This window comes from Klebsiella sp. 7-CIP_Kleb. (assembly GCF_050378655.1).
In the GTDB taxonomy this organism is placed as follows: domain Bacteria; phylum Pseudomonadota; class Gammaproteobacteria; order Enterobacterales; family Enterobacteriaceae; genus Klebsiella; species Klebsiella quasipneumoniae.
In genome coordinates this window covers 280,800-301,082 of record NZ_JBNRLJ010000006.1, presented here as the reverse complement: position 1 = coordinate 301,082, position 20,283 = coordinate 280,800, and the positions used below count along the sequence as shown (strand labels likewise).

Sequence of the window (20,283 nt, the reverse complement as noted above, 5' to 3'; positions counted from 1 at the left end):
AAGGAGGGAACTGCAATGCGTAAAGGAGGGGGGTGGCTGGCGATAGGGATGTTCTCTGCCAGCGCGCTGGCGACGTGCCCGGACTGGCCGCCGGCTAAAGGCAGACAGGAGATTGCACGTCTTCATCAACAGATTGACGCCTGGAACGAGGCTTACTGGCGACAGGGCGCCAGCGAGGTGAGTGATGACGTTTACGACCAGCTCACCCAGCGCCTGACGCAGTGGCGGCAATGCTTTCCGGGCGCGACGCCTGAGGAGGACGGTCTGTCTCCACCGACCGGCGATACGCGTCATCCGGTCGCCCATACCGGCGTACGCAAGCTGGCGGATGAAGCCAGCCTGGCCCGCTGGATGAAAAATAAAACCGACCTGTGGATACAGCCTAAGGTGGACGGCGTGGCGGTAACCCTGGTCTATCGCCAGGGGCATCTGGTTCAGGCTATCAGCCGCGGGGATGGCCTGCGCGGTGAGTTGTGGACCGCCCGAGCGCGGCAGATCCCGGCGCTGGCGAAGCTGACGACCGGCGAACTGGCCAACAGCGTGCTGCAGGGGGAGCTGTTTCTGCGTCGGGAGGGGCATGTTCAGCAGCAGGCTGGCGGAATGAACGCGCGGGCGAAAGTCGCCGGGTTGATGATGCGGGCTGACGCGGCGGCGCCCCTCAGCCAGCTGGACGTTTTTATCTGGGCCTGGCCAGACGGTCCGTTGGATATGCGCCGTCGTCAGAAGCTGCTGGCGCAGGCGGGGTTTATCTACAGCGGACAATACACCCATCCGGTGACGCGTGTTGAGCAGGTGGCGGAGTGGCGCCAGCGGTGGTATCGCTCGCCGCTGCCCTTCGTCAGCGATGGCGTGATTGTGCGTGAAGGGCGCGAACCGGCGGGGCGCGTCTGGTCACCGGGAAAGGGCGAATGGCTGGCAGCCTGGAAATATCCTCCGGCATCGCGGGTGATGGAGGTGCGGGCGATCCATTTCAGTACCGGCCGCAGCGGTAGAGTCAACGTAGTGGCTGAGCTTGAGCCCCAGCGACTGGATGACAAACGCGTGCAGCGGGTTAACGTTGGCTCTGTGGCCCGCTGGCAGGCGCTGGATATTGGGGTTGGCGATCAGCTGCAGATCAGTCTGGCAGGTCAGGGTATTCCACGGATCGACGCGGTCGTCTGGCGGATGGCCGAGCGCCTTAAACCGACGCCGCCGGCGGCCAAATTCAATGCGCTAACCTGCTATTTCGCCACCCCTGAGTGCAGCGAACAGTTTCTTTCCCGGCTGGTCTGGTTGTCATCAAAGTCGGTGCTGGATATCGATGGCGTAGGGGAAAACGTATGGCGCGTCATTCAGCGGCAGCACCCGATGGAGCATCTTTTTTCCTGGCTGGCGCTCACGGCGGAGCAGCTGCAGGCGATGCCTGGGATCTCGGCCGCCCGTGGGCAGCACCTCTGGCATCAGTTTGATCTTATTCGTAAACGGCCTTTTATACGCTGGGTGCTGGCGATGGGGATCCCGGTGCCCCAGGAGGCGCTGGCGCAGCCTGGAAATGAAAACTGGCGCCTCCTCACGGCAAAGAGTGAAGCGCAATGGCGCACGCTGCCGGGCGTGGGGGCGATCAGAGCCCGACAGCTGGTGGCTTTCCTGCATCACCCTGACGTGGCGGCGCTGGCGCAATGGCTTAGCGGGCAACGCATCCCCGGGTTTTGAGGCGGTTAGTGGGCGTCGTGGGTGTAGTGGAAGACCGGTAGCCCGAGCTTCCAGCGCAGCGCCAGCATGCGGGCGGTAAAGCCGAACAGCAGCGTGGCCAGGACCACCACATCGTGGCTGCTAACGTAATGTTGCAGCGCTATATAGAGTACCGCTGCGGCAAACGAGATCCCGGCGTACAGCTCTTTCTGGAAGACCAGCGGAATGCGTTTGCAGAACATATCGCGCAGTACACCGCCAAAAACGCCGGTGATGACCGCAGCAATAGAGGCGATAACCGGCCCTTCTCCCATATCCAGGGCGATTTGCGCACCGATGACGGAAAATACGATCAGCCCCAGCGCATCCAGCACCAGGAAAAGCCGGCGCAGGTGCGGCATTACCGGGGCGGCAATTGTGGTAAGGACGGCGGCGACGGCGACAATAATGACGTATTCCGGATGCTTCACCCAGCCGAGAGGATAGTGTCCCAGCAGGATATCGCGAACGGAACCCCCGCCCAGCGCGGTCGCGGTGGCGATAATAATGACGCCGAACGTATCCATCCGCCGACGCCCGGCAGCCAGCGCTCCGGTCATGGCTTCCGCGGTGATACCGATTAAATACAGAACATGAAGCAGCATAGATCCCCCCAGACAGTGGCCGGCAGGTTAACGATTTGTGCGCAGGATCACGATTGAGATTTTCTAAAGTGAAATCGTTAGGCCAGGAAAAACTAATGCCAATATAGATTAAATTGGCTTTAATTGGCGGTTGATTTCTATTTTATGAATTTTTAAAGATTAGAAAAAGTAATGACTTGTTCCCGATCGATTTTCTATATTGAAAACGCTACGAATACCTAATGTTTAAGTCCCGACCTTTATCCTTTTATTTTCTTTCTCGAGGAGATGAGAAAATGCGTGTCGCCGCCGGGAGCAAACATTCTCTGACTCGCCTGTTGGCCGTGGTATTAACCGGGATTTTGGCCGGTCTGTCCGGCATGGTTTTGGCACTGATTTTACACGCCATTCAGCACCTGGCTTTTGGCTACAGTTCCGGGCAGATCGTCGGTTCGGTGTCATTTTTACAGGGCGTCACGGCGTCGCCCTGGCCACGTCGCATCGCGGCAATCGTGGCCGGCGGCATCGTCGCCGGATTTGGCTGGTGGCTGCTTGGTCGCTATGGGCAGAAGCGGGTTTCCATTGCCGCGGCGGCGGCTAACCCTTCCGTCCCCATGCCCGCGGGCACCACGACGATCCACGCCCTGTTGCAGATCGTCACCGTAGCGCTGGGTTCCCCGCTTGGCCGCGAAGTGGCGCCGCGGGAAATGGGCGCGCTGGGAGGGGGGATGGTGGCGCGTAAGCTGAGCCTGCTGGAGGATGACACCCGCACGCTGATTGCCTGTGGGGCGGGCGCGGGCCTGGCGGCGGTGTATAACGTCCCGCTGGCAGGGGCGTTGTTCACCCTCGAGGTCATGCTGCTGTCGTTTAGCTGGGAAAAAACGCTGGCGGCGATAATGACCTCGGCGATTGCCGCCTGGACGGCCACCCTCGGGTTAGGGGATGAATCGCAATACCATTTTGTTTCCAGCGCGCTTCCGCACACCTTTCTCTGGTGGGCGATTCTGGTGGGCCCGATTCTGGGCACCGGCGCCTGGCTCTTTCGCAAAGCGACCAGCGCAGCGCGTTCACGCGTGCGAAGTAACTGGCAGATGCCGGTGTTCTGTCTGCTGGCGTTTTCACTTCTTGCCGTCCTGAGCCTCTGGTTCCCTGCGCTACCGGGCAATGGCAAGGGGCCGATGCAGCTGGCGCTCAGCGACGGGCTGCCTCTCTCCATGGTCGCGATCCTGTTAGGGCTGAAGATGGTGGTGATCCTGGCGGTGCTGCGCGGCGGCGCGGAGGGCGGGTTGCTAACCCCGGGGCTGGCGGTGGGCGGGCTGGCCAGCCTGCTGCTCTGCGCGCTCTGGCAATCAGGGTTCCCCGGCGGAGATGAAAGTAGTTTCGCCCTGGTGGGAGCAGCCGCTTTTCTCGCCGCCTCCATGCAGATGCCGCTGACGGCGGTGGTGCTGGTGATGGAATTCACCCACATGGATCACAGCTATCTGGCCCCGACGCTGCTGTGCGCGGCAGGGGCGTTTTTGACCTGCCGGGTACTGGATAAGAAAGCGGTTAATGAGCTGCAGCGAAAGTGAACCGGGAGAGGGCCATTCATCCTGGAAGTAAAATCAGCCGCAATTTTGCCTGATGGTTGCCTCATGGTTGATAAGCCATTTTTTACGCGCAATGCCGCCGCCATAACCCGTCATCGAACCATCTTTGCCGATAATTCGATGACAGGGGATGATGATGGCGACACGATTGGCACCATTTGCGGAAGCGACCGCCCGCGTGGCCGTCGGCTTACCTATATCCATGGCAATGGATTGATAATTCGTCGTCTCGCCGAAGCTAACGCGCTGTAAACTGTGCCAGACCGCTCGCTGGAACTCACTGCCTGGCGTATCAAGCGCCACCTCGAATGATTGGCGCTGCCCGGCAAAATACTCTGTTATTTCTTGTTGCGCCTGCCGGGTGTGGGCGTTTTCTCCTGCGATGATGCTGGCGTCGAACCGTCGCTGCAGGTCGCTGAATTCTGTCTCCAGCGCTCGTCTGTCGACAAATTCCAGCAGACAAATTCCCCCTTGCGTTGCGCACACGAACATTGGTCCTAGCGGAGTGGTAAAGCGATGAATTAAAACAATCTGGCGTTGCGCGCTGGGAGCGGAACCGGTCAATTTTTTGCAGGTATAGCCGAAGCCGCTTAAGGATTCGTAGCCGCTATCGAAAGCGACATCGGTAGTTGAGCGGCCTGCTTTCAGCTCCTGAAGCGCCATATTCACGCGCTGCATCCGTTGAAAAGCCTGAAAAGTGATCCCGTGATTTTGCAGGAACCAGCGGCGAACGCGTTCCGGGCTAATATCATGCTGACGTAGTTCGTTATCGCTGAGGCGAACCTTCGGATTTTCTCGCAGCAGGCGAAGCGCTTGCTCAACAAAGGCGGGAGCCGTCCGGGCATTCTCCGTCGGGCGACAGACTTTGCATGGCCGGAATCCAGCATCCAGCGCGGATTTAACGTCATTATAAAATTCGACGTTTTCGCGTCTGGGTTTTCGCGCCCGGCAGACCGAGATACAAAATACACCGGTGGTTTTGACGCCAACGAAAAAGACGCCGGTGAATTCCACTGCGCGTTCAAGCAGCGCCTGATACCAGATATCGCACTGGACACTGTCGGTAATTTTCATGGTAAAAAAACGTCCGAGAAAGAGTGATGAGCTTGTACCTGACAGAATAAGTCTTTCAGTTTGGTCTGTGTGGCAGCGTGCAAAAAATTGCCCATTGAAATACGTCTTACGCCCAGCGCAGATAAGGCGCTGAAGTCTGCCAGCTCAGGCATACACATTACGTTTAATGGTAAAGGCACGCGGCGAACGATGGAGGTAATATCCTCTGCATGGGTGACGCAAGGCACAAAAAAACCGTCTGCGCCGTGGTTCGCGTAGAGTTGACCGCGATAGAGCGTCTGATCCAGCGCATCTTGAACGTCGAGAAGAAAGGTATCGGTGCGGACATTAACAAACATGCCGGGACAGGCGCGGGTGATTGCCTGCAGTTTGACGGCAAAGCGCTTCGGATCATCAAGAAGACGCCTGTTATTTACCACCTGACTATCCTCGAGGTTTATTCCGCTCACGCCGAGATGCGCCAGACGCTGAATATTCTCAATAATGTGGCTGGTTGTGGCGCCGTAGCCGGCCTCTAAATCGACGCTTAACGGCAGTTCGCTAACGGCTTTGATGCGTGAGACGATATAGAACAGCTCGTCAAAACTCATCTCTTCGCCATCTTTATAGCCTAACATCGCGGCGATAGCGGCGCTGGAGGTTCCCAGCGCCTGGTAATCGGCCTGCTGAGCGGCCTGAGCGCTGCTGGCGTCCCAGACGTTGGCAAGCAACAAAGGTTGGTTTTGCTGGTGAAGCGCGTTGAAGTCCATTCTTTTCTCCCGCAGTGGTGTTTCCCCTGACTGTGCCGCGTTGTGCTCATTGGCCACAACCGAAAACTGGACGACTATTTTTTACGGCAGCTTATCGTCAGCCTGCGGTAGAGATAAATAAAAAGGCCATGATTGATCATGGCCTTGTGAACGGAAAGACTTTAACAGACGAGAGCGCGTTACTCGATATTCTGGATCTGCTCGCGCATTTGCTCGATCAGCACTTTCAGCTCAATCGCAGAGTTGGTGACCTCGGCATTGATCGATTTTGACGCCAGGGTGTTCGACTCACGGTTGAACTCCTGCATCATAAAGTCGAGACGGCGACCCACGGCCTCTTTCTTTTTCAGAATGTTGTAGGTCTCTTTCACGTGGGCTTCGAGGCGGTCCAGCTCTTCGGCAACGTCGATACGCTGCGCCATCAGCACCAGCTCTTGCTCGAGACGGTTATTCTCCAGCTGCACTTCCGCATCCTCCAGCTTGGCGACCAGACGCTCGCGCTGCCACTGGAGAATTTCCGGCATATGAGCGCGAACTTTCGCCACTTCGCCGCTCACGCCTTCAAGACGCTGCTCGATAAGCGTTTTCAGCGCCTGGCCTTCCGTTTCGCGAGCGACGATGAAGTCATCCAGCGCGCCGTCAAGGGCTGCCAGAATGTCGGCGGCGATGGCGTCAAGATCCTGCTCTTTGGCGGCCATCACGCCCGGCCAGCGCAGGATATCAACCGGATTGATTTCCCCTTCATCGCTCTGCATTTTCACCCAGTTGGCAGCGTTAACCAGCTGTTTAGCCAGTTTTTCGTTGAGAATGAGTTCGCCCTGAGCGCTGGGGTCTTGTTCAAAACGCAGGGTGCATTCGACTTTACCGCGAGTCAGGCGGGCGCGAATGCGTTCGCGTACCACGGGCTCCAGGCTACGGAACTGCTCCGGCAGGCGGAAGTACGTTTCCAGATAGCGCTGGTTTACCGAGCGCAGCTCCCATGCGGCGCTACCCCAGTCACCCTTGATTTCACGGCGGGCATAGGCGGTCATACTGCGGATCATAGTCGTTCCTGTTTTTAAAGGAGAGTGGGGAGGATTATAGCTTTCGAGGCCTTATCAGGATAGGAATAAGCGCCTTTAATCCGTATAATGCGCAGCCACATTCGTTTCAAGCCGGAGATTTCTATCATGCGTCCAGCAGGTCGTAGCGCCAACCAGGTGCGCCCCGTCACCCTGACCCGTAATTACACAAAACACGCTGAAGGCTCTGTGCTGGTTGAATTCGGTGATACCAAAGTGCTGTGCACCGCCTCCATTGACGAAGGCGTTCCGCGTTTCCTGAAAGGACAGGGACAGGGGTGGATCACCGCTGAATATGGCATGCTGCCGCGTTCAACGCACACGCGTAACGCGCGTGAAGCGGCAAAAGGCAAGCAGGGCGGCCGGACGATGGAAATTCAGCGCCTGATCGCCCGTGCGCTGCGCGCGGCGGTTGATCTGAAAGCGCTGGGCGAGTTTACTATCACCCTCGACTGCGATGTGCTGCAGGCCGACGGCGGCACCCGCACCGCGTCTATTACCGGTGCCTGCGTGGCGCTGGCCGACGCGCTGAATAAGCTGGTGGCGGCCGGCAAGCTGAAAACTAACCCGATGAAAGGGATGGTGGCGGCGGTCTCTGTTGGGATCGTTAATGGCGAAGCCATCTGCGATCTGGAGTACATCGAAGACTCTGCCGCGGAAACCGACATGAACGTGGTGATGACCGAAGATGGTCGCATCATTGAGGTGCAGGGTACGGCAGAAGGCGAGCCGTTCACCCATGAAGAGCTCCTCACTCTCCTGGCGTTAGCCCGAGGGGGGATCGAATCCATTATTACGACGCAGAAGGCGGCGTTAGTAGATTAGTTTTTAAGGCGACTGAGAAGTCGCCTTTTTTTTGACCGTAAAAAAGTAAGATGAGGAGCGAATCCATGAAGCCGTATCAGCGCCAGTTTATTGAGTTTGCGCTAAGCAAGCAGGTTCTTAAGTTTGGCGAGTTTACGCTGAAATCCGGGCGTAAGAGCCCCTATTTCTTTAACGCCGGCCTGTTTAACACCGGGCGCGATCTGGCTCTGCTGGGCCGTTTTTATGCCGAGGCGCTGGTGGATTCCGGGATTGAGTTCGACCTGCTGTTTGGCCCGGCCTACAAAGGGATCCCGATCGCCACCACCACCGCGGTGGCGTTAGCCGAACACCATGACCGCGACCTGCCTTACTGCTTTAACCGTAAAGAGGCAAAGACTCACGGCGAAGGCGGCAATCTGGTCGGTAGTCCACTGCAGGGGCGGGTCATGCTGGTGGATGACGTGATCACCGCCGGTACGGCGATTCGCGAATCCATGGAGATCATCCAGGCCAACGGCGCGCAGCTGGCGGGCGTGCTGATCTCCCTGGATCGTCAGGAGCGCGGCCGCGGTGAAATCTCCGCCATTCAGGAAGTGGAGCGGGATTACGGCTGCCAGGTTATCTCGATCGTAACCCTGAAAGAGCTGATCGCTTACCTGGAAGAGAAACCGGAGATGGCGGAACACCTGGCGGCCGTTCGCGCTTATCGCGAAGCCTACGGCGTGTAACGAAAAAGCCCGGTAAGCAGAGCGCTACCGGGCAATGCAAAGAAAACTACTGCAGCTGTGCGGCGACCAGCGGCCAGCGGGCGTCGAAATCATCCGTCGGACGGTATTTGAACTCGCTGCGCACAAAGCGCGACAGCATGCCCTCGCAGAAGGCGAGCAGCTGGCTGGCCAGCAGCGTTTCGTCGAGCGTGTAGCCTTCGCCTTCGCGCATTTTTTTCTCGCGCATCACCTGACGCAGCTGCACTTCGATGCGTTCAAAAAGCTGGTTGATACGGCCCTGCAGCCGGTCCTGTTCGAACATCAGCGCGTGTCCGGTGAGGATGCGCGTCAGCCCAGGATTACGCTCGCCAAACCCAAGAATCAACAGAACAATCAGGCGCAGGCGCGCGGACGTGTCCTTCTCATCTTTCAGAATCAAATTGATGCGCGTAATCAGACTGTCTTCAATGAACTCGATCAGGCTGTCAAACATGCGGGTTTTACTGGGAAAATGGCGATACAGCGCGGCCTCAGAGACGCCGACGGAAGCTGCCAGTTTCGCGGTGGTAATACGTTGACTACCATCGCTGGATTCCAGCATTAGCGCCAGAGATTGAAGTATTTCTTCGCGACGATTCCGTTTCGCAGTTTGCTTTTCTGCCATGTTTTAAAATACCCCTGAAAATAAGCACTTGTCAGGCAGACATCCACAACGCGACCGCAAACCAGAGTTTGCGGTGGTGTTATTGCATTATGCGCGTTGGGATGCAGATTCCGTGTTGCTGGGCCTATTTGCGCCCTGAGTGACCGAAGCCGCCTTCGCCGCGGTCGGTGGCATCGAAAGATTCCACCAGGTTAAATTCCGCCTGCACGACCGGCACAAAGACCATCTGCGCGATACGTTCGCCCGGCTCGATAACAAAGCTCTGCTGACCGCGGTTCCAGACGGACACCATCAGCTGCCCCTGGTAATCGGAGTCGATAAGGCCCACCAGGTTGCCCAGCACCACGCCGTGCTTATGACCCAGGCCCGAGCGCGGCAGGATCACCGCCGCCAGAGAGGGATCGGCGATATGAATCGCAAGGCCGGTCGGCAACAGCGTGGTTGCGCCCGGCGCCAGCTCTACGGCGTCGTCGAGACAGGCTCGCAGGTCAAGTCCGGCGGAGCCGGAGGTGGCATAGGTCGGCAGCGGAAATTGCTGGCCGACACGCGGGTCCAGAATCTTAACGTCGATTTTTTTCATCATAACGGGTCACGATCTCGTCGAGTAATAATTGGCCCAGGAGTTCCTTGCGCTCAAGTGGTAAGCGCTTTTCCCCATCCTGCCAGAAAAGGTGTAATGCGTTGCTATCGCTGTTAAATCCCTGATTAGGCTGGGAAACATCGTTGGCGCAAATCAGGTCGAGGTTTTTGCGGGCACGTTTTTGCCGCGCATATTCTTCCACATTATTCGTTTCGGCGGCAAACCCAACGACGTAGGGGCGATGCGATTTTAGCGCTGCAACCCCGGCGACGATATCCGGGTTTTTAACCATTTTTATTGTTAATTCATCACCTTGTTTTTTTATTTTATCTTCGGCGATGGCGGCGGCGCGGTAATCCGCCACCGCGGCGCAGCCAATAAAAATGTGCTGCTGCTGAGCGCTGGCCTGGACGGCCGCTTCCATTTCCAGCGCGGTAGTTACATCAATGCGCTGCACAAAGGGCGGTGTCGGTAGCGATACCGGTCCGCTGACCAGGGTCACGTTCGCGCCGCGCTGTGCGGCGGCGGCGGCAATCGCGAAGCCCATCTTACCGGAGCTGTGGTTTGAGATGTAACGCACCGGATCCAACGGCTCACGGGTCGGGCCCGCGGTAATCATGAGGTTGAGATGTTGCAAATCTTTGACAGGGGAGGCGAAATGCTGTGCAACCATCTCCACGATGGTTAACGGATCGAGCATTCGCCCCGGGCCGACGTCGCCGCAGGCCTGGCTACCGCTGTCCGGTCCCCACAGCAGCAGGCCGCGGGAAGCGAGCGTCTGCAGATTATGCTGGGTGGCCTGCGCGCGATACATCTGCTGGTTCATGGCGGGCAAGACGGCAACCGGGGAAGGGGTGGCGAGACAGATCGTCGACACCAAATCATTGGCCATGCCTGCCGCCACGCGGGCGATCAAATCGGCGGTCGCCGGGGCGAGGATCACCAGGTCGGCCCATTTTCCGAGCTCAATATGGCCCATGGCCGCTTCCGCCGCCGGATCGAGCAGGCTGTCGGAAACCGGATAGCCGGATACCGCCTGCAGGCTGAGTGGGGTGATGAACGCTTTTGCCGCCTCCGTCATTGCGACACGCACTTCCGCGCCGCGTTCACGTAGTCGCCGTACCAGTTCCGGGGTTTTATACGCCGCGATACCGCCGCTGACGCCCAGGACGATTTTTTTACCCGCCAGAGTCATCATGATGTATTCCTGTTGCCGTAGACCAGAATCCGCGCATCTTATCACAATCCTGACGTGGTCGTGCCTCTGACGGGCATTCACTTTGCGAGCGGCTACGCAGGGTAAAAAGCGGCGCGTCGGCAGCGTCGTCAGGTTGTGCCAGGATAGGCTGATTCACGCAGGAGGGCGCATGGACGGAACGGAAAATCTGATGCCACGGGAGAAGATGCTGCAATTCGGCATCGAGGCGCTGACGGATGTTGAGCTACTGGCGCTGTTTCTGCGCATTGGCACACGCCGTCAGGATGTGCTGAGCTACGCCCAGGCGTTATTGCAGCGTTTTGGTTCGCTCTACGCTCTGCTTTCCGCTGATAAAGCGCAACTGGTTGCCGTTGACGGGCTGGGGCTGGCGAAATATGCGCAACTGAAGGGGATTGCCGAGCTGGCGCGGCGCTATTTTAGCTCGCAGCTGGTTGAGGAGGCCGCGCTGGTCACCCCCTCGATGACGCGGGAATTTTTGCAAAGCCAGCTGACGGAAGAGGAGCGCGAGATCTTTATGGTGATCTTTTTAGATAATCAGAACCGCGTGTTGAAACATAGCCGCCTTTTTTCTGGTACTCTTAGCCACGTTGAGGTGCATCCGCGAGAAATTGTACGCGAAGCCATCAAAGTGAACGCCGCCGCCGTGATCCTTGCGCATAATCATCCCTCCGGTAGTCCGGAGCCGAGTCAGGCTGACAGGCTGATTACCGAAAGGGTGGTAAAGTGTTGTCGATTCATGGAGATACGTGTGCTTGACCATCTGGTTATCGGCCGCGGTGCGTATGTATCTTTTGCCGAACGTGGCTGGATTTAGCCCCGAACTGGCGATCCTTCGGGATCTTTGTCTGTTCGGGACTTGAGCACATCGCCGAGTCAGCGTATACTACGCCACCTTTGAGAATCTCGGGTTTGGCATTTGGGCCTGGCAGTCGAGAGTTCACATTGAACTGCGATGACCAGGCTGTAAAGCCTGACGAGGCGCCAATACCCCATACGAAGCTCGAGCTAATTTGATTTTTGGAGAATAGACATGTCCCGAGTCTGCCAAGTTACTGGCAAGCGTCCGGTGACCGGTAACAACCGTTCCCACGCACTGAACGCGACTAAACGCCGTTTCCTGCCGAACCTGCACTCTCACCGTTTCTGGGTTGAGAGCGAGAAGCGTTTTGTCACCCTGCGCGTATCTGCTAAAGGTATGCGTGTAATCGATAAGAAAGGCATCGATACAGTTCTGGCTGAACTGCGTGCCCGTGGCGAAAAGTACTAAGTACTTAGAGGAAATAAATCATGGCTAAAGGTATTCGTGAGAAAATCAAGCTGGTTTCTTCCGCTGGTACTGGTCACTTCTACACCACCACGAAGAACAAACGTACCAAACCGGAAAAAATGGAACTGAAAAAGTACGATCCGGTTGTACGTCAGCACGTTATCTACAAAGAAGCTAAAATCAAATAATTTTAGCCTCCTTGTATAAAAACCCCGCTCCGGCGGGGTTTTTTGTTTTTAAAACTCCCCCATATTGCTTTCACACACTCCCTTTTCAGCCACCTGTCCGTGAAGCACAATACGCCGGGTTAATGGAGGAAAATCATGCCTGAATTACCAGAGGTTGAAACCAGCCGTCGCGGCATTGAGCCGCACCTGGTTGGCGCCACCATTCTGCACGCCGTCGTGCGCAACGGACGGTTGCGCTGGCCGGTTTCCGAAGAGATTTATCGCCTGAGCGACGTTCCGGTGCTCAGCGTGCGACGTCGCGCCAAATATTTGCTTCTGGAACTCCCGGACGGCTGGATCATCGTCCATCTTGGGATGTCGGGGAGCCTGCGCATCCTGAGCGAAGAGCTGCCTGCGGAAAAACACGATCACGTTGATCTGGTTATGAGTAACGGTAAAGTCCTGCGCTATACCGATCCGCGCCGCTTTGGCGCCTGGCTATGGACCAAAGAGCTGGAAGGCCACCCGGTGCTGGCGCATCTGGGGCCGGAACCGCTAAGCGATGCCTTCAACGCCGACTATCTCCAGCAGAAATGCGCGAAGAAGAAAACCGCGATCAAACCCTGGCTGATGGATAACAAGCTGGTGGTGGGCGTCGGCAATATCTACGCCAGTGAATCGCTGTTCTCCGCCGGGATCCACCCTGACAGGCTGGCGTCCTCGCTGTCGCGGGACGAGTGCGAGCAGTTGGTGAAGGTGATTAAGCTGGTCCTGCTGCGCTCGATAGAGCAGGGCGGCACCACGCTGAAGGACTTCCTGCAAAGCGATGGCAAGCCCGGTTATTTTGCCCAGGAGCTACAGGTCTATGGCCGCAAGGGCGAACCCTGCCGGATCTGCGGCACGCCGGTCGTCGGGACCAAACATGCCCAGCGGGCGACCTTTTATTGCCGCCAGTGTCAGAAATAGTCACCGGAACAGGAATGATTGTCGGCCAGGTCAGCGAAACTGCGGGTGCGCATCTGGCGGACCGGGGGCGTTTGTAGGCCAGGTAAGCGCAGCGCCACCTGGCATCAAGACAGAGACAGAGCCCGCGTGGCTCACGCCCCAGCAGATGCGTTACTTCAGCTTATTCAACAGCGCCTGGTGGACGTTGGCTGGCAGGAAATGAGAGACATCGCCCTGGTGGCGCGCGACTTCCTTCACCAGCGAAGAGGAGATAAACGACCACTCTTTGCACGGCATCAGGAACACGCTCTCAAGGGTGGGCATCAGATGGCGATTCATATGGGCCAGCTGCATCTCATACTCGAAATCCGCCACCGCCCGCAGGCCGCGGATCAGGATGTTGGCCTGCTGCGCGCGCGCGAAGCTGGCCATCAGGTCGCTGAAGCCGACCACCTGCACGTTCACCAGGTGGGCCGTCGCCTGCTCCGCCAGCGCAATGCGTTCATCAAGGCTGAACATCGGCTTTTTGCTTGGGCTGGCGGCGATAGCCAGCACCACTTTATCGAACATACTCGCCGCGCGGGTGACAATATCGATATGGCCATTGGTGATGGGATCGAAGGTACCCGGATAGATCGCTTTTGTGCTCATGATGACTCTTTCTCCGAGTAGCCGTGGCTCAGCGCCCACAGCTCGGTATATTTTGTAAACGTATACTGCGCGTTGACCATCGCCAGTAACCAGCCCTGCTTACCGTCCAGCACCCCACCGCGCAGCAGCAGCGTTTTCAGGAACGCCCCCAGCGTATGGCTGAATATCCCCGCCATCGAGGTCTTCTTGCCCTTCTGATGGCGTTCCAGCGCCCACGCGGCGGCATACGCCAGCTGTTTTTGCTGGAAGCCAGCGAAGTCGCGGCACGTCAGATGCAGGAGATCGCCGGTCAACGGAATGACCTCGGCGCCCAGGCTATCCAGCGATTCATGGACCAGATTATCGTTATAGCGGTAACGGGCGCGTTCGTACAGGCGCAGGACGCGATCGGGGTACCAACCGCTGTGGCGCATAAAGCGTCCGAGAAAATAGTTACGGCGGGCGATGCTGTAGATGGCGCCGCGCTGCGGGGCTTCCAGTACCTTAAGAATAGCCTGCCTGAGTTCTGGCGTGACGCGCTCATCGGTATCGATCATCAACACCCAGTCGCCGGTGGCGTAGTCCTGCGCGCGCTGGCGCTGAATGCCATAGCCTCGCCAGTCGGTATGGGTATAGACCTGCGCCCCGAGGCGGCGAGCCAGCTCGACGGTGCTGTCAGTACTGCCGGAGTCGAGGACGATAATTTCATCCGCCCAGCTAACGGAGTCCAGACAATCCGGCAGCAGGTCCGCTGCGTTTTTGGCGATCATCACCACGGAAAGCCGGTTAGACATTAATGACTCCGCTGCGGCAGGTAAGGTTGCAGTAACTGTAGCAGACGCGACAGCGCGCCCTGGTTCTGGTGCAGCACTTCCACCGCGTGACGGCCATACCACAGGCGGTAGTCTTCATCGGTCAGGAGCGTGGAAACCTCTTTGACCAGCGAGTTCGCGTCGGTGACGGTGATCAGGCCATCGTCCTGCTGCAGCTTGGCGCAGATATCTTTGAAATTGAAGGTATGCGGCCCCATCAGCACCGGAATGGCGTGCGCCGCCGGCTCGAGCGGATTATGGCCGCCGCGCTCCACCAGGCTGCCGCCGACGAAAGCGAGGTCGGCAATGCCGTAGAGCAGCATCAGTTCGCCCATGGTATCGCCAATGACCACCTGGGTACTGGAGGAGGGGATCTCGCCGGTGCTGCGTAGAGTGAAGCTCATTCCGGCTTTTTGCACCATGTCGCGGGCGTCAGGGAAGCGCTCCGGATGGCGGGGAACAAGGATCAGCAGCAGGTTCGGAAAGGTCTCCAGCAGCTTTTTATGCGCCTGGAGGATAATTTGCTCTTCGCCATCGTGGGTGCTGGTGGCAATCCAGACTTTGCGGTGCGGCGCCCATTGCCGACGCAGCGTCACCGCGCGCGCCGCCAGCTCTGGCGTAACGGAGATATCGAATTTCAGGCTGCCGGTGACCGCCAGCTGATTGCGCTTCAGTCCCAGCGCGAGGAAGCGGTTGCCATCTTCTTCATTCTGTGCGGCGATAAGCGTAATACGGCTCAACAGGCGGCGCATAAAGCCGCCCAGTTTGGCATAGCCTTTGGCGGAACGTTCGGACAGGCGGGCGTTGGCAATCACCAGCGGGATCTTACGCTTATGCAGCGCGGCCACCATGTTCGGCCACAGCTCGGTCTCCATGACGATCACCAGCTTCGGCTGAACGGTGTCCAGGAAGCGGTTCATAGCGCCGGGCAGATCGTAGGGCAGATAGACGTGATGGACATCTTTGCCGAAGGCCGACATGGCGCGCTCGGAGCCGGTCGGCGTCATGGTGGTGACGGTAATCGGCAGAGAAGGGTAGCGGTGGCGCAGGGCGCGAACCAGCGGAATGGCGGCTAAGGTCTCGCCGACGGAAACGGAGTGCAGCAGAATGCCATCCGGCTCTACCTTGTTCTGACAGAAGCCATAGCGTTCCGCCCAGCGTTTACGGTAGGCAGGAGCCTTACGACTGCGCAGCAGCAGCCGCAGCCACACCAGCGGCTGAATAAGGTAAAGTAGGGTGGTATAAAGCAATTCCAAACTATTTATCCGTTCTCTGTTTTGGCGGGCAAATTCTAAGCATTTAGCCAGCGTAAAGCTATCTCTTTGGCGGAAACAGCGGGTTTTTGGTCTATCCCGCGTGGCGATAACGCTTAATACGCAGATAACGGCGTCCCAGGCGCCAGCGTAAACGGAAAGTACAGGCGTTTTTCCAGATTAACCGCCAGATACCGCGGTCGAAGAATTCTTTAATAATAACATGCTTTTTCGACTCATCTTTCATGCTGTCGAAGGTGTGGATGATCCCCAGGCCTTCTTTGGCGATCTGCCAGCGACAGGCGGCGATATGGCGCACTTTATCCGGGTAACGCTGGTTGATCGCCTCCAGCATCTCCAGAATTTTCATGTAATGGCGCGCCGAACGCATCAGCGTGTCGTCGTTGTCCGGCTTATGCGATACCGACTCAGAATGGATGTAGTAATCATAGAATTGCTGACTGGTGTACTGCACGCGCTCCGCGGCCAGCAGCGCCTCGGTGGTCCACGGGATATCCTGATGGCGCAGGCCGGGCTCGAAATGGAAGTGATGCTGGCGGATAAAATCGTGGCGATAGATATTGAGCCAGGTGACGTGCAGAAATTTCCGCGAGTCCAGGGCCTGCTTGAGCCAGACATGGCCCGGCAACACGCCGGTCGAGGGCAAGCGATCCAGCGGGAAGATCGGGTGGCTCTCGCGGCGCTTTTCGTACACGTAGGTGCCGTTGCAGGTGGCGACATCGAGATGTGCTTTCTCGGCCATTTCCAGCAGCGTGCGATACATGCCCGGATAGAGTTTATCGTCGATGTCCGGAAACGCGAGGTACTTGCCGCTGGCGGCGGCGAGGCCGGTATTACGCGCGACCGAGACGCCCTGGTTTTCCTGCTCCAGCACCTGGACGTTCTGCAGCCGATCCCGCCATTCGGCGATCACCGCCAGGCTGTTGTCCGTCGACCCATCGTTCACCAGGATCAGTTCATAGCTGTCCAGCTGCTGCTGTTCAATGCACTCAAAGAATTGCGCAAGAAATTTCTCACCGTTGTAGACGGCAGCCACGATGCTCAGTAAAGGCGTTTGACTCATAAATCTTCGATCCTGGTTAACTAACGGCGTCAGGTGCGCTGCAGCTGACGGTACTGCTGACAAATGGACACGACGCTGAATTTTTCCAGCGCGGCATCGTCGATGGCCGGCGGGTTATGGTAAATGCTTTGCATCGTCTGAGCCAGCGCCGGACTGGTGAGATCCGCCAGACCGCGGGCAAGTTCGCCGGTGAGGATCTCGGTGACGCCGCCGGGGCAGCGGGTGCTGGCGACCGGGGTATGTAACAGCAGCGCCTCCACTACCACATTGCCGAATCCTTCGCTATCCGAGCTCAAAACCAGCATCCGCGCGCCTTTGATCCACGGTAAGGGGTTTTTCTGAAAACCCTTGAACCACACCCGGTCTTCAATCTCAAGCGTTTTGGCCAGCTGGCGCAGGCGTTGCTCTTGCTCCGGTTTCCCCTGTCCTAACAGCACCAGCGGCGCGTCAATGCCGCTTTGCGCGTAGGCTTCGAGCAGGCGGTCGTGACGTTTACCGGGATGGAAGCGGCCGACGTGAATCAGGTAGTCGCCGTCCGGGCGCTCGCTGTCGGCTTCCGCTTCTGCGCGCAGGGCGGCGATATCGAAGGGGTTATAGATGGTTTTCAGCTGCGCCGGGCGTAGGGCGAAGGCTTCCACCAGATCGCGCCCCACGGCGTCGGAAACCGCCACCACGTTGCGCCCCTGGTAAATCCGCTTAATTTTCTGCTGCTTCATCCAGCGGTCAAAGCCGGTACGGTGACCGAGATAAGAGGCCGAGAAGACGCCGTGCAGGCAGAACCAGACGTTGCGCTCGCGCAGCGCCCGGCTGCGGGCGACGATGCGGTCGGTTTTATGCAGGTTGGAGAGTACAAGGTCAAATTGTCCCTGCTGCTCGGCCCGGATGATCGCGGCGTCCAGCTGGCGGGCGCGGCGGGACAGCTCGGTTAGCTTGCGCCAGGGTTTGCGGCAGCGATCGGCCACCACCTGGTAGTCGAGCCCCTCGGGCAAGGGGTACTCGCAGACGTCGCGTAGCGAAATGAGTGATACCCGATCGCCGTCGCGCAGGAACTGTGCCGCCAGGGTCAGGACCACTTTTTCCGCGCCGCCGCCGGGCAATCCATCAATCACAAATAAGATGCGCATCGTTATTTCACCAGATCCTGATAAAGGGAAAGCAGCTGGGTGGAGAGGCGCCCGCTGGTGCAGGCCATGATGCGCTCGCGGGCGCGGTCGCCTTCCACGGAGCCCAGCGCGCGGGCGGGCAGGGCCATCACCGCCTGCTGCAGCGCCGGGATATCCAGGGCGTCGCAGACGTAACCGTTGTGGCCGTTGACGATAAACTCCGCCCCGCCGCAGCCGGTGGTGGTGATCACCGGCAGACCGCAGGCCATTGCCTCGAGGATGACGTTGGGGAACGGATCGTAGAGGGTGGGCAGCAGCAGGCCATCGGCCATCTGATAGAACGGCAGCGTTTCCGACTGCATGCCGAAGAAGCGCACCCGCGCTTCGCAGTTCAGGCTCTTCGCCAGCGCCTGGTAACGTGGCTGATCCTTATCTTTGCCAACCACCAGCAGATAGCGATCGGTCGGGGCGATGGCGCGGATCGCCGCCGCCAGCCCTTTACGCTCAAAGCCGGAGCCGACGTAAATCAGGCAGGTTGCCTGCAGCGGCAACTGCCATTTGGCGCGTAAGGCGGCAAATGTGTCTTCGCCCGGCGGCAGGAAGCGCTGGTTATCAATGGCGTTATAGATAACGTGGATCTTGTCCGCCGGCAGGCCAAAGTCTTCGATGATCTCGCGCTTGATCATCTCGGCGTTGCAGATCACCCCGCGCAGATGCGGGTCTTCGTACATCTCGCGCTCCGCCTGCATGACGTAGCGGTGGTAACGGTCGGCAAACAACAGGCGGCTTTTCCAGGCCGGTAAAATGCGCGAGCGCTGTTGCAGCCAGCGGCGATGAACGCCGTCGCCGGCGCGGTAGAGATCGCAGCCGGGAATACGCTCATGGCTCTGCACCAGGTCGAAGGACTCGCGCTGCCAGAGCGCCCGCGCGGCGTTGGCAAACCCACGCTCGCGGCTGATGCGCCCCCATTTGCGCGGATTACAGATATGGATCTGCCAGTCGGGCTTCACCGGTCCCTGCCATTCGCGGGTGATGACGTTCAGCTGCAGATGACTGCTGTCGAGGGCTTCCAGCGCGCGGGAGACAAACCGTTCTGCGCCGCCGTCCGGGCGGTACTTCTGCCGCACCAGAGCCAGCCTGAATTTACTCATGCCAGTACCTTTTTCGCCGCCGCGATCACGGCGTCGGTAGGAATTAAATCGAGATAACGTTCGTCGGTGTTGGTGTTGATGGCGTCCGGGTCGGGCAGCGGTCCGAAGTCGCCGGCCCAGATCACCTCGCCTTTCGCCTGCCACGGACGCCAGAAGGTCAGCTTCGAGGGGCCGAACAGGGCGACCAGCGGGGTGCCGAGAGCCGCTGCCATATGCATCGGCACCGAGTCGACGCCGATAAACAGCCGGGCGTGATCGATCACCGCCGCCAGCTGGCGCAGCGTTAACTGACCGGCTAAAGAGTGCAGCCGCGCCTGCGGGCAGCCGGCGATGATGGTCTCCACCATCTGCTTCTCTCTGTCGTCGGGGCCGGAGGTGAGCACCACCGCGTACCCTTCGGCGGACAGCGCGTTGATCAGGGCGCTCATCCGATCTTCGCGCCAGCATTTAAAGAACCAACGCGACGTTGGCTGGATGACGATGTAGTTATCCCGGAAGTCCTCCGGCAGCAGGGCGCGGCTGGTGGCCCAGTCTGCTTCGCTGTAGCCCATCCGCGCCGGCGCGTCGTTCAACTGGATACCGAGCGGAGCGAGGATAGAGAGATTCTGCTGTACCGTATGCAGCTGATTATGCTGTTGGGTGGCGGCCAGCGCGGTGTGGCAATAGCGCCAGAACGGGTGGCGACGCTTCGGAAAATCAAAGCCGATCCGCGTCGCGGCGCCGGTCAGTTTGCTGATAATCGCGCTCGGCCACTGGTCGGCAAGGTTAAGCACCATATCGTATCGCTGCTGGCGCAGCGTCTGAATGAGCTGCCATTGCATCTTCAACTGATGCTTTTTCCCCTGCTTTTTCCAGCGGCGGTCGAGACCATAAATTTGGTGAATATCGGGGTTGGCGGCGAGCATATCCCGGGTCTCTTCATACAGCAGGACATCCACGCAGGCGGCGGGGTACTGCTGTTTCAGCGCGTGAATAAGCGGGGTGATCAGCAGCATGTCGCCATGATGGCGCAGCTTAATGACCAGGATCCGCGCCGGGTTCAAGGGGCTGCGGGAGAGGGTTTCAGGCGTCATACTCTGTTCTTCATCCAGGATAAGGGTTCCGATTCTAGGGGATCAGACAGATTGAGA

22 protein-coding genes are annotated in these 20,283 nt (G+C 58.5%); 8 read left to right on the top strand and 14 right to left on the bottom strand.

All coding sequences use genetic code 11. The features are described 5' to 3' along the window. The first annotated feature begins 15 nt into the window (after window positions 1-15). Complete coding sequence (ligB, locus tag ACQUTI_RS20330) at window positions 16-1,692, top strand: NAD-dependent DNA ligase LigB (RefSeq protein WP_094309072.1); 1,677 nt, start codon at window positions 16-18, stop codon at window positions 1,690-1,692. A 5-nt stretch (window positions 1,693-1,697) separates the two neighbouring features. On the opposite strand, the gene ACQUTI_RS20325 is transcribed toward ligB, so the two are convergent. Then, window positions 1,698-2,315: a trimeric intracellular cation channel family protein gene (locus ACQUTI_RS20325; protein WP_122542190.1), complete on the bottom strand. Its 618-nt coding sequence runs from the start codon at window positions 2,313-2,315 to the stop codon at window positions 1,698-1,700. A gap of 275 nt (window positions 2,316-2,590) precedes the next feature. On the opposite strand from ACQUTI_RS20325, the gene ACQUTI_RS20320 reads away from it, so the two are divergent. After that, window positions 2,591-3,865: a chloride channel protein gene (locus tag ACQUTI_RS20320; RefSeq protein WP_122542188.1), complete on the top strand. Its 1,275-nt coding sequence runs from the start codon at window positions 2,591-2,593 to the stop codon at window positions 3,863-3,865. 33 nt (window positions 3,866-3,898) lie between these two features. On the opposite strand, the gene ACQUTI_RS20315 is transcribed toward ACQUTI_RS20320, so the two are convergent. The 3 genes from ACQUTI_RS20315 to ACQUTI_RS20305 all read right to left on the bottom strand — a co-directional run bounded on the left by ACQUTI_RS20315 (window position 3,899) and on the right by ACQUTI_RS20305 (window position 6,749). Further along, entirely contained in the window at window positions 3,899-4,957 is a 1,059-nt protein-coding gene (locus ACQUTI_RS20315) for a bifunctional transcriptional activator/DNA repair enzyme AdaA (RefSeq protein WP_043522736.1), read from the bottom strand. Then, window positions 4,954-5,706, bottom strand: a complete 753-nt coding sequence (locus ACQUTI_RS20310) for an isocitrate lyase/PEP mutase family protein (RefSeq protein ID WP_043522734.1) — start codon at window positions 5,704-5,706, stop codon at window positions 4,954-4,956. Before ACQUTI_RS20310 ends, ACQUTI_RS20315 begins: the two co-directional genes overlap by 4 nt. 179 nt (window positions 5,707-5,885) lie before the next feature. Further along, window positions 5,886-6,749 carry a YicC/YloC family endoribonuclease gene (locus ACQUTI_RS20305; protein WP_004205076.1) on the bottom strand — a complete coding sequence of 288 codons (864 nt, stop codon included), beginning with the start codon at window positions 6,747-6,749 and terminating at the stop codon, window positions 5,886-5,888. Between the two features lie 126 nt (window positions 6,750-6,875). Between ACQUTI_RS20305 and rph the strand changes: the two genes are divergently transcribed. Together rph and pyrE are read left to right on the top strand one after the other, a co-directional pair. Continuing rightward, window positions 6,876-7,592 carry a ribonuclease PH gene (gene rph, locus ACQUTI_RS20300; RefSeq protein WP_004205074.1) on the top strand — a complete coding sequence of 239 codons (717 nt, stop codon included), beginning with the start codon at window positions 6,876-6,878 and terminating at the stop codon, window positions 7,590-7,592. 65 nt (window positions 7,593-7,657) lie between these two features. After that, entirely contained in the window at window positions 7,658-8,299 is a 642-nt protein-coding gene (gene pyrE / locus ACQUTI_RS20295) for an orotate phosphoribosyltransferase (protein WP_004205073.1), read from the top strand. A gap of 46 nt (window positions 8,300-8,345) precedes the next feature. Here the strand turns inward: pyrE and slmA are convergent, their stop codons facing one another. The 3 genes from slmA to coaBC form a co-directional block, all read right to left on the bottom strand. Beyond that, complete coding sequence (gene slmA, locus ACQUTI_RS20290) at window positions 8,346-8,942, bottom strand: nucleoid occlusion factor SlmA (RefSeq protein ID WP_004205072.1); 597 nt, start codon at window positions 8,940-8,942, stop codon at window positions 8,346-8,348. Window positions 8,943-9,066: 124 nt separating this feature from the next. Continuing rightward, the gene (gene dut, locus ACQUTI_RS20285; protein ID WP_017900056.1) at window positions 9,067-9,525 is read right to left on the bottom strand and encodes a dUTP diphosphatase; all 459 of its coding nucleotides are present in this window, start codon (window positions 9,523-9,525) and stop codon (window positions 9,067-9,069) included. Continuing rightward, window positions 9,503-10,717 (bottom strand): bifunctional phosphopantothenoylcysteine decarboxylase/phosphopantothenate--cysteine ligase CoaBC, encoded by a 1,215-nt coding sequence (gene coaBC, locus ACQUTI_RS20280; RefSeq protein ID WP_004205070.1) that lies wholly within the window; start codon window positions 10,715-10,717, stop codon window positions 9,503-9,505. Before coaBC ends, dut begins: the two co-directional genes overlap by 23 nt. A 172-nt stretch (window positions 10,718-10,889) precedes the next feature. Here coaBC and radC point away from each other — a divergent pair, with 172 nt between their 5' ends. The 4 genes from radC to mutM all read left to right on the top strand — a co-directional run bounded on the left by radC (window position 10,890) and on the right by mutM (window position 13,141). Further along, a complete protein-coding gene (gene radC / locus ACQUTI_RS20275; protein ID WP_017900054.1) occupies window positions 10,890-11,555 on the top strand; it encodes a RadC family protein in 666 nt (221 codons plus the stop codon). Window positions 11,556-11,771: 216 nt separating this feature from the next. Then, window positions 11,772-12,008: a 50S ribosomal protein L28 gene (rpmB, locus tag ACQUTI_RS20270; RefSeq protein WP_000091955.1), complete on the top strand. Its 237-nt coding sequence runs from the start codon at window positions 11,772-11,774 to the stop codon at window positions 12,006-12,008. 20 nt (window positions 12,009-12,028) lie between these two features. Then, the gene (gene rpmG / locus ACQUTI_RS20265; protein WP_002922510.1) at window positions 12,029-12,196 is read left to right on the top strand and encodes a 50S ribosomal protein L33; all 168 of its coding nucleotides are present in this window, start codon (window positions 12,029-12,031) and stop codon (window positions 12,194-12,196) included. Window positions 12,197-12,331: 135 nt separating this feature from the next. Further along, complete coding sequence (gene mutM, locus ACQUTI_RS20260; RefSeq protein WP_032456731.1) at window positions 12,332-13,141, top strand: bifunctional DNA-formamidopyrimidine glycosylase/DNA-(apurinic or apyrimidinic site) lyase; 810 nt, start codon at window positions 12,332-12,334, stop codon at window positions 13,139-13,141. Window positions 13,142-13,291: 150 nt separating this feature from the next. Here mutM and coaD read toward each other — a convergent pair whose 3' ends face one another. The 7 genes from coaD to rfaQ all read right to left on the bottom strand — a co-directional run bounded on the left by coaD (window position 13,292) and on the right by rfaQ (window position 20,226). Next, a complete protein-coding gene (gene coaD, locus ACQUTI_RS20255) occupies window positions 13,292-13,771 on the bottom strand; it encodes a pantetheine-phosphate adenylyltransferase (protein ID WP_004205067.1) in 480 nt (159 codons plus the stop codon). Continuing rightward, window positions 13,768-14,544, bottom strand: a complete 777-nt coding sequence (locus ACQUTI_RS20250) for a glycosyltransferase family 2 protein (RefSeq protein WP_023319330.1) — start codon at window positions 14,542-14,544, stop codon at window positions 13,768-13,770. The genes coaD and ACQUTI_RS20250 overlap by 4 nt, the downstream gene beginning before the upstream one ends. Next, a complete protein-coding gene (gene waaA, locus ACQUTI_RS20245) occupies window positions 14,544-15,818 on the bottom strand; it encodes a lipid IV(A) 3-deoxy-D-manno-octulosonic acid transferase (RefSeq protein ID WP_004205065.1) in 1,275 nt (424 codons plus the stop codon). The genes ACQUTI_RS20250 and waaA overlap by 1 nt, the downstream gene beginning before the upstream one ends. 91 nt (window positions 15,819-15,909) lie before the next feature. Next, complete coding sequence (locus ACQUTI_RS20240; protein ID WP_004205064.1) at window positions 15,910-16,899, bottom strand: glycosyltransferase; 990 nt, start codon at window positions 16,897-16,899, stop codon at window positions 15,910-15,912. A gap of 29 nt (window positions 16,900-16,928) precedes the next feature. Further along, window positions 16,929-18,023 (bottom strand): glycosyltransferase, encoded by a 1,095-nt coding sequence (locus ACQUTI_RS20235; protein WP_004205063.1) that lies wholly within the window; start codon window positions 18,021-18,023, stop codon window positions 16,929-16,931. 2 nt (window positions 18,024-18,025) lie between these two features. Then, on the bottom strand, window positions 18,026-19,153 hold the full coding sequence (locus ACQUTI_RS20230; protein ID WP_060656571.1) for a glycosyltransferase family 4 protein: 1,128 nt from the start codon (window positions 19,151-19,153) through the stop codon (window positions 18,026-18,028). After that, complete coding sequence (gene rfaQ, locus ACQUTI_RS20225) at window positions 19,150-20,226, bottom strand: putative lipopolysaccharide heptosyltransferase III (RefSeq protein ID WP_017900048.1); 1,077 nt, start codon at window positions 20,224-20,226, stop codon at window positions 19,150-19,152. The genes ACQUTI_RS20230 and rfaQ overlap by 4 nt, the downstream gene beginning before the upstream one ends. Window positions 20,227-20,283 lie beyond the last annotated feature (57 nt).

Coding starts and splice junctions, on each gene's coding strand:
- ligB (WP_094309072.1), top strand. CDS start 16: ATGCGTAAAGGAGGGGGGTGGCTGGCGATAGGGATGTTCTCTGCCAGC.
- mutM (WP_032456731.1), top strand. CDS start 12,332: ATGCCTGAATTACCAGAGGTTGAAACCAGCCGTCGCGGCATTGAGCCG.
- coaD (WP_004205067.1), bottom strand. CDS start 13,771: ATGAGCACAAAAGCGATCTATCCGGGTACCTTCGATCCCATCACCAAT.
- ACQUTI_RS20305 (WP_004205076.1), bottom strand. CDS start 6,749: ATGATCCGCAGTATGACCGCCTATGCCCGCCGTGAAATCAAGGGTGAC.
- rph (WP_004205074.1), top strand. CDS start 6,876: ATGCGTCCAGCAGGTCGTAGCGCCAACCAGGTGCGCCCCGTCACCCTG.
- ACQUTI_RS20320 (WP_122542188.1), top strand. CDS start 2,591: ATGCGTGTCGCCGCCGGGAGCAAACATTCTCTGACTCGCCTGTTGGCC.
- rpmB (WP_000091955.1), top strand. CDS start 11,772: ATGTCCCGAGTCTGCCAAGTTACTGGCAAGCGTCCGGTGACCGGTAAC.
- slmA (WP_004205072.1), bottom strand. CDS start 8,942: ATGGCAGAAAAGCAAACTGCGAAACGGAATCGTCGCGAAGAAATACTT.
- coaBC (WP_004205070.1), bottom strand. CDS start 10,717: ATGACTCTGGCGGGTAAAAAAATCGTCCTGGGCGTCAGCGGCGGTATC.
- ACQUTI_RS20235 (WP_004205063.1), bottom strand. CDS start 18,023: ATGCGCATCTTATTTGTGATTGATGGATTGCCCGGCGGCGGCGCGGAA.
- ACQUTI_RS20240 (WP_004205064.1), bottom strand. CDS start 16,899: ATGAGTCAAACGCCTTTACTGAGCATCGTGGCTGCCGTCTACAACGGT.
- ACQUTI_RS20230 (WP_060656571.1), bottom strand. CDS start 19,153: ATGAGTAAATTCAGGCTGGCTCTGGTGCGGCAGAAGTACCGCCCGGAC.
- pyrE (WP_004205073.1), top strand. CDS start 7,658: ATGAAGCCGTATCAGCGCCAGTTTATTGAGTTTGCGCTAAGCAAGCAG.
- ACQUTI_RS20310 (WP_043522734.1), bottom strand. CDS start 5,706: ATGGACTTCAACGCGCTTCACCAGCAAAACCAACCTTTGTTGCTTGCC.
- ACQUTI_RS20250 (WP_023319330.1), bottom strand. CDS start 14,544: ATGTCTAACCGGCTTTCCGTGGTGATGATCGCCAAAAACGCAGCGGAC.
- ACQUTI_RS20325 (WP_122542190.1), bottom strand. CDS start 2,315: ATGCTGCTTCATGTTCTGTATTTAATCGGTATCACCGCGGAAGCCATG.
- rfaQ (WP_017900048.1), bottom strand. CDS start 20,226: ATGACGCCTGAAACCCTCTCCCGCAGCCCCTTGAACCCGGCGCGGATC.
- dut (WP_017900056.1), bottom strand. CDS start 9,525: ATGATGAAAAAAATCGACGTTAAGATTCTGGACCCGCGTGTCGGCCAG.
- radC (WP_017900054.1), top strand. CDS start 10,890: ATGGACGGAACGGAAAATCTGATGCCACGGGAGAAGATGCTGCAATTC.
- ACQUTI_RS20315 (WP_043522736.1), bottom strand. CDS start 4,957: ATGAAAATTACCGACAGTGTCCAGTGCGATATCTGGTATCAGGCGCTG.
- rpmG (WP_002922510.1), top strand. CDS start 12,029: ATGGCTAAAGGTATTCGTGAGAAAATCAAGCTGGTTTCTTCCGCTGGT.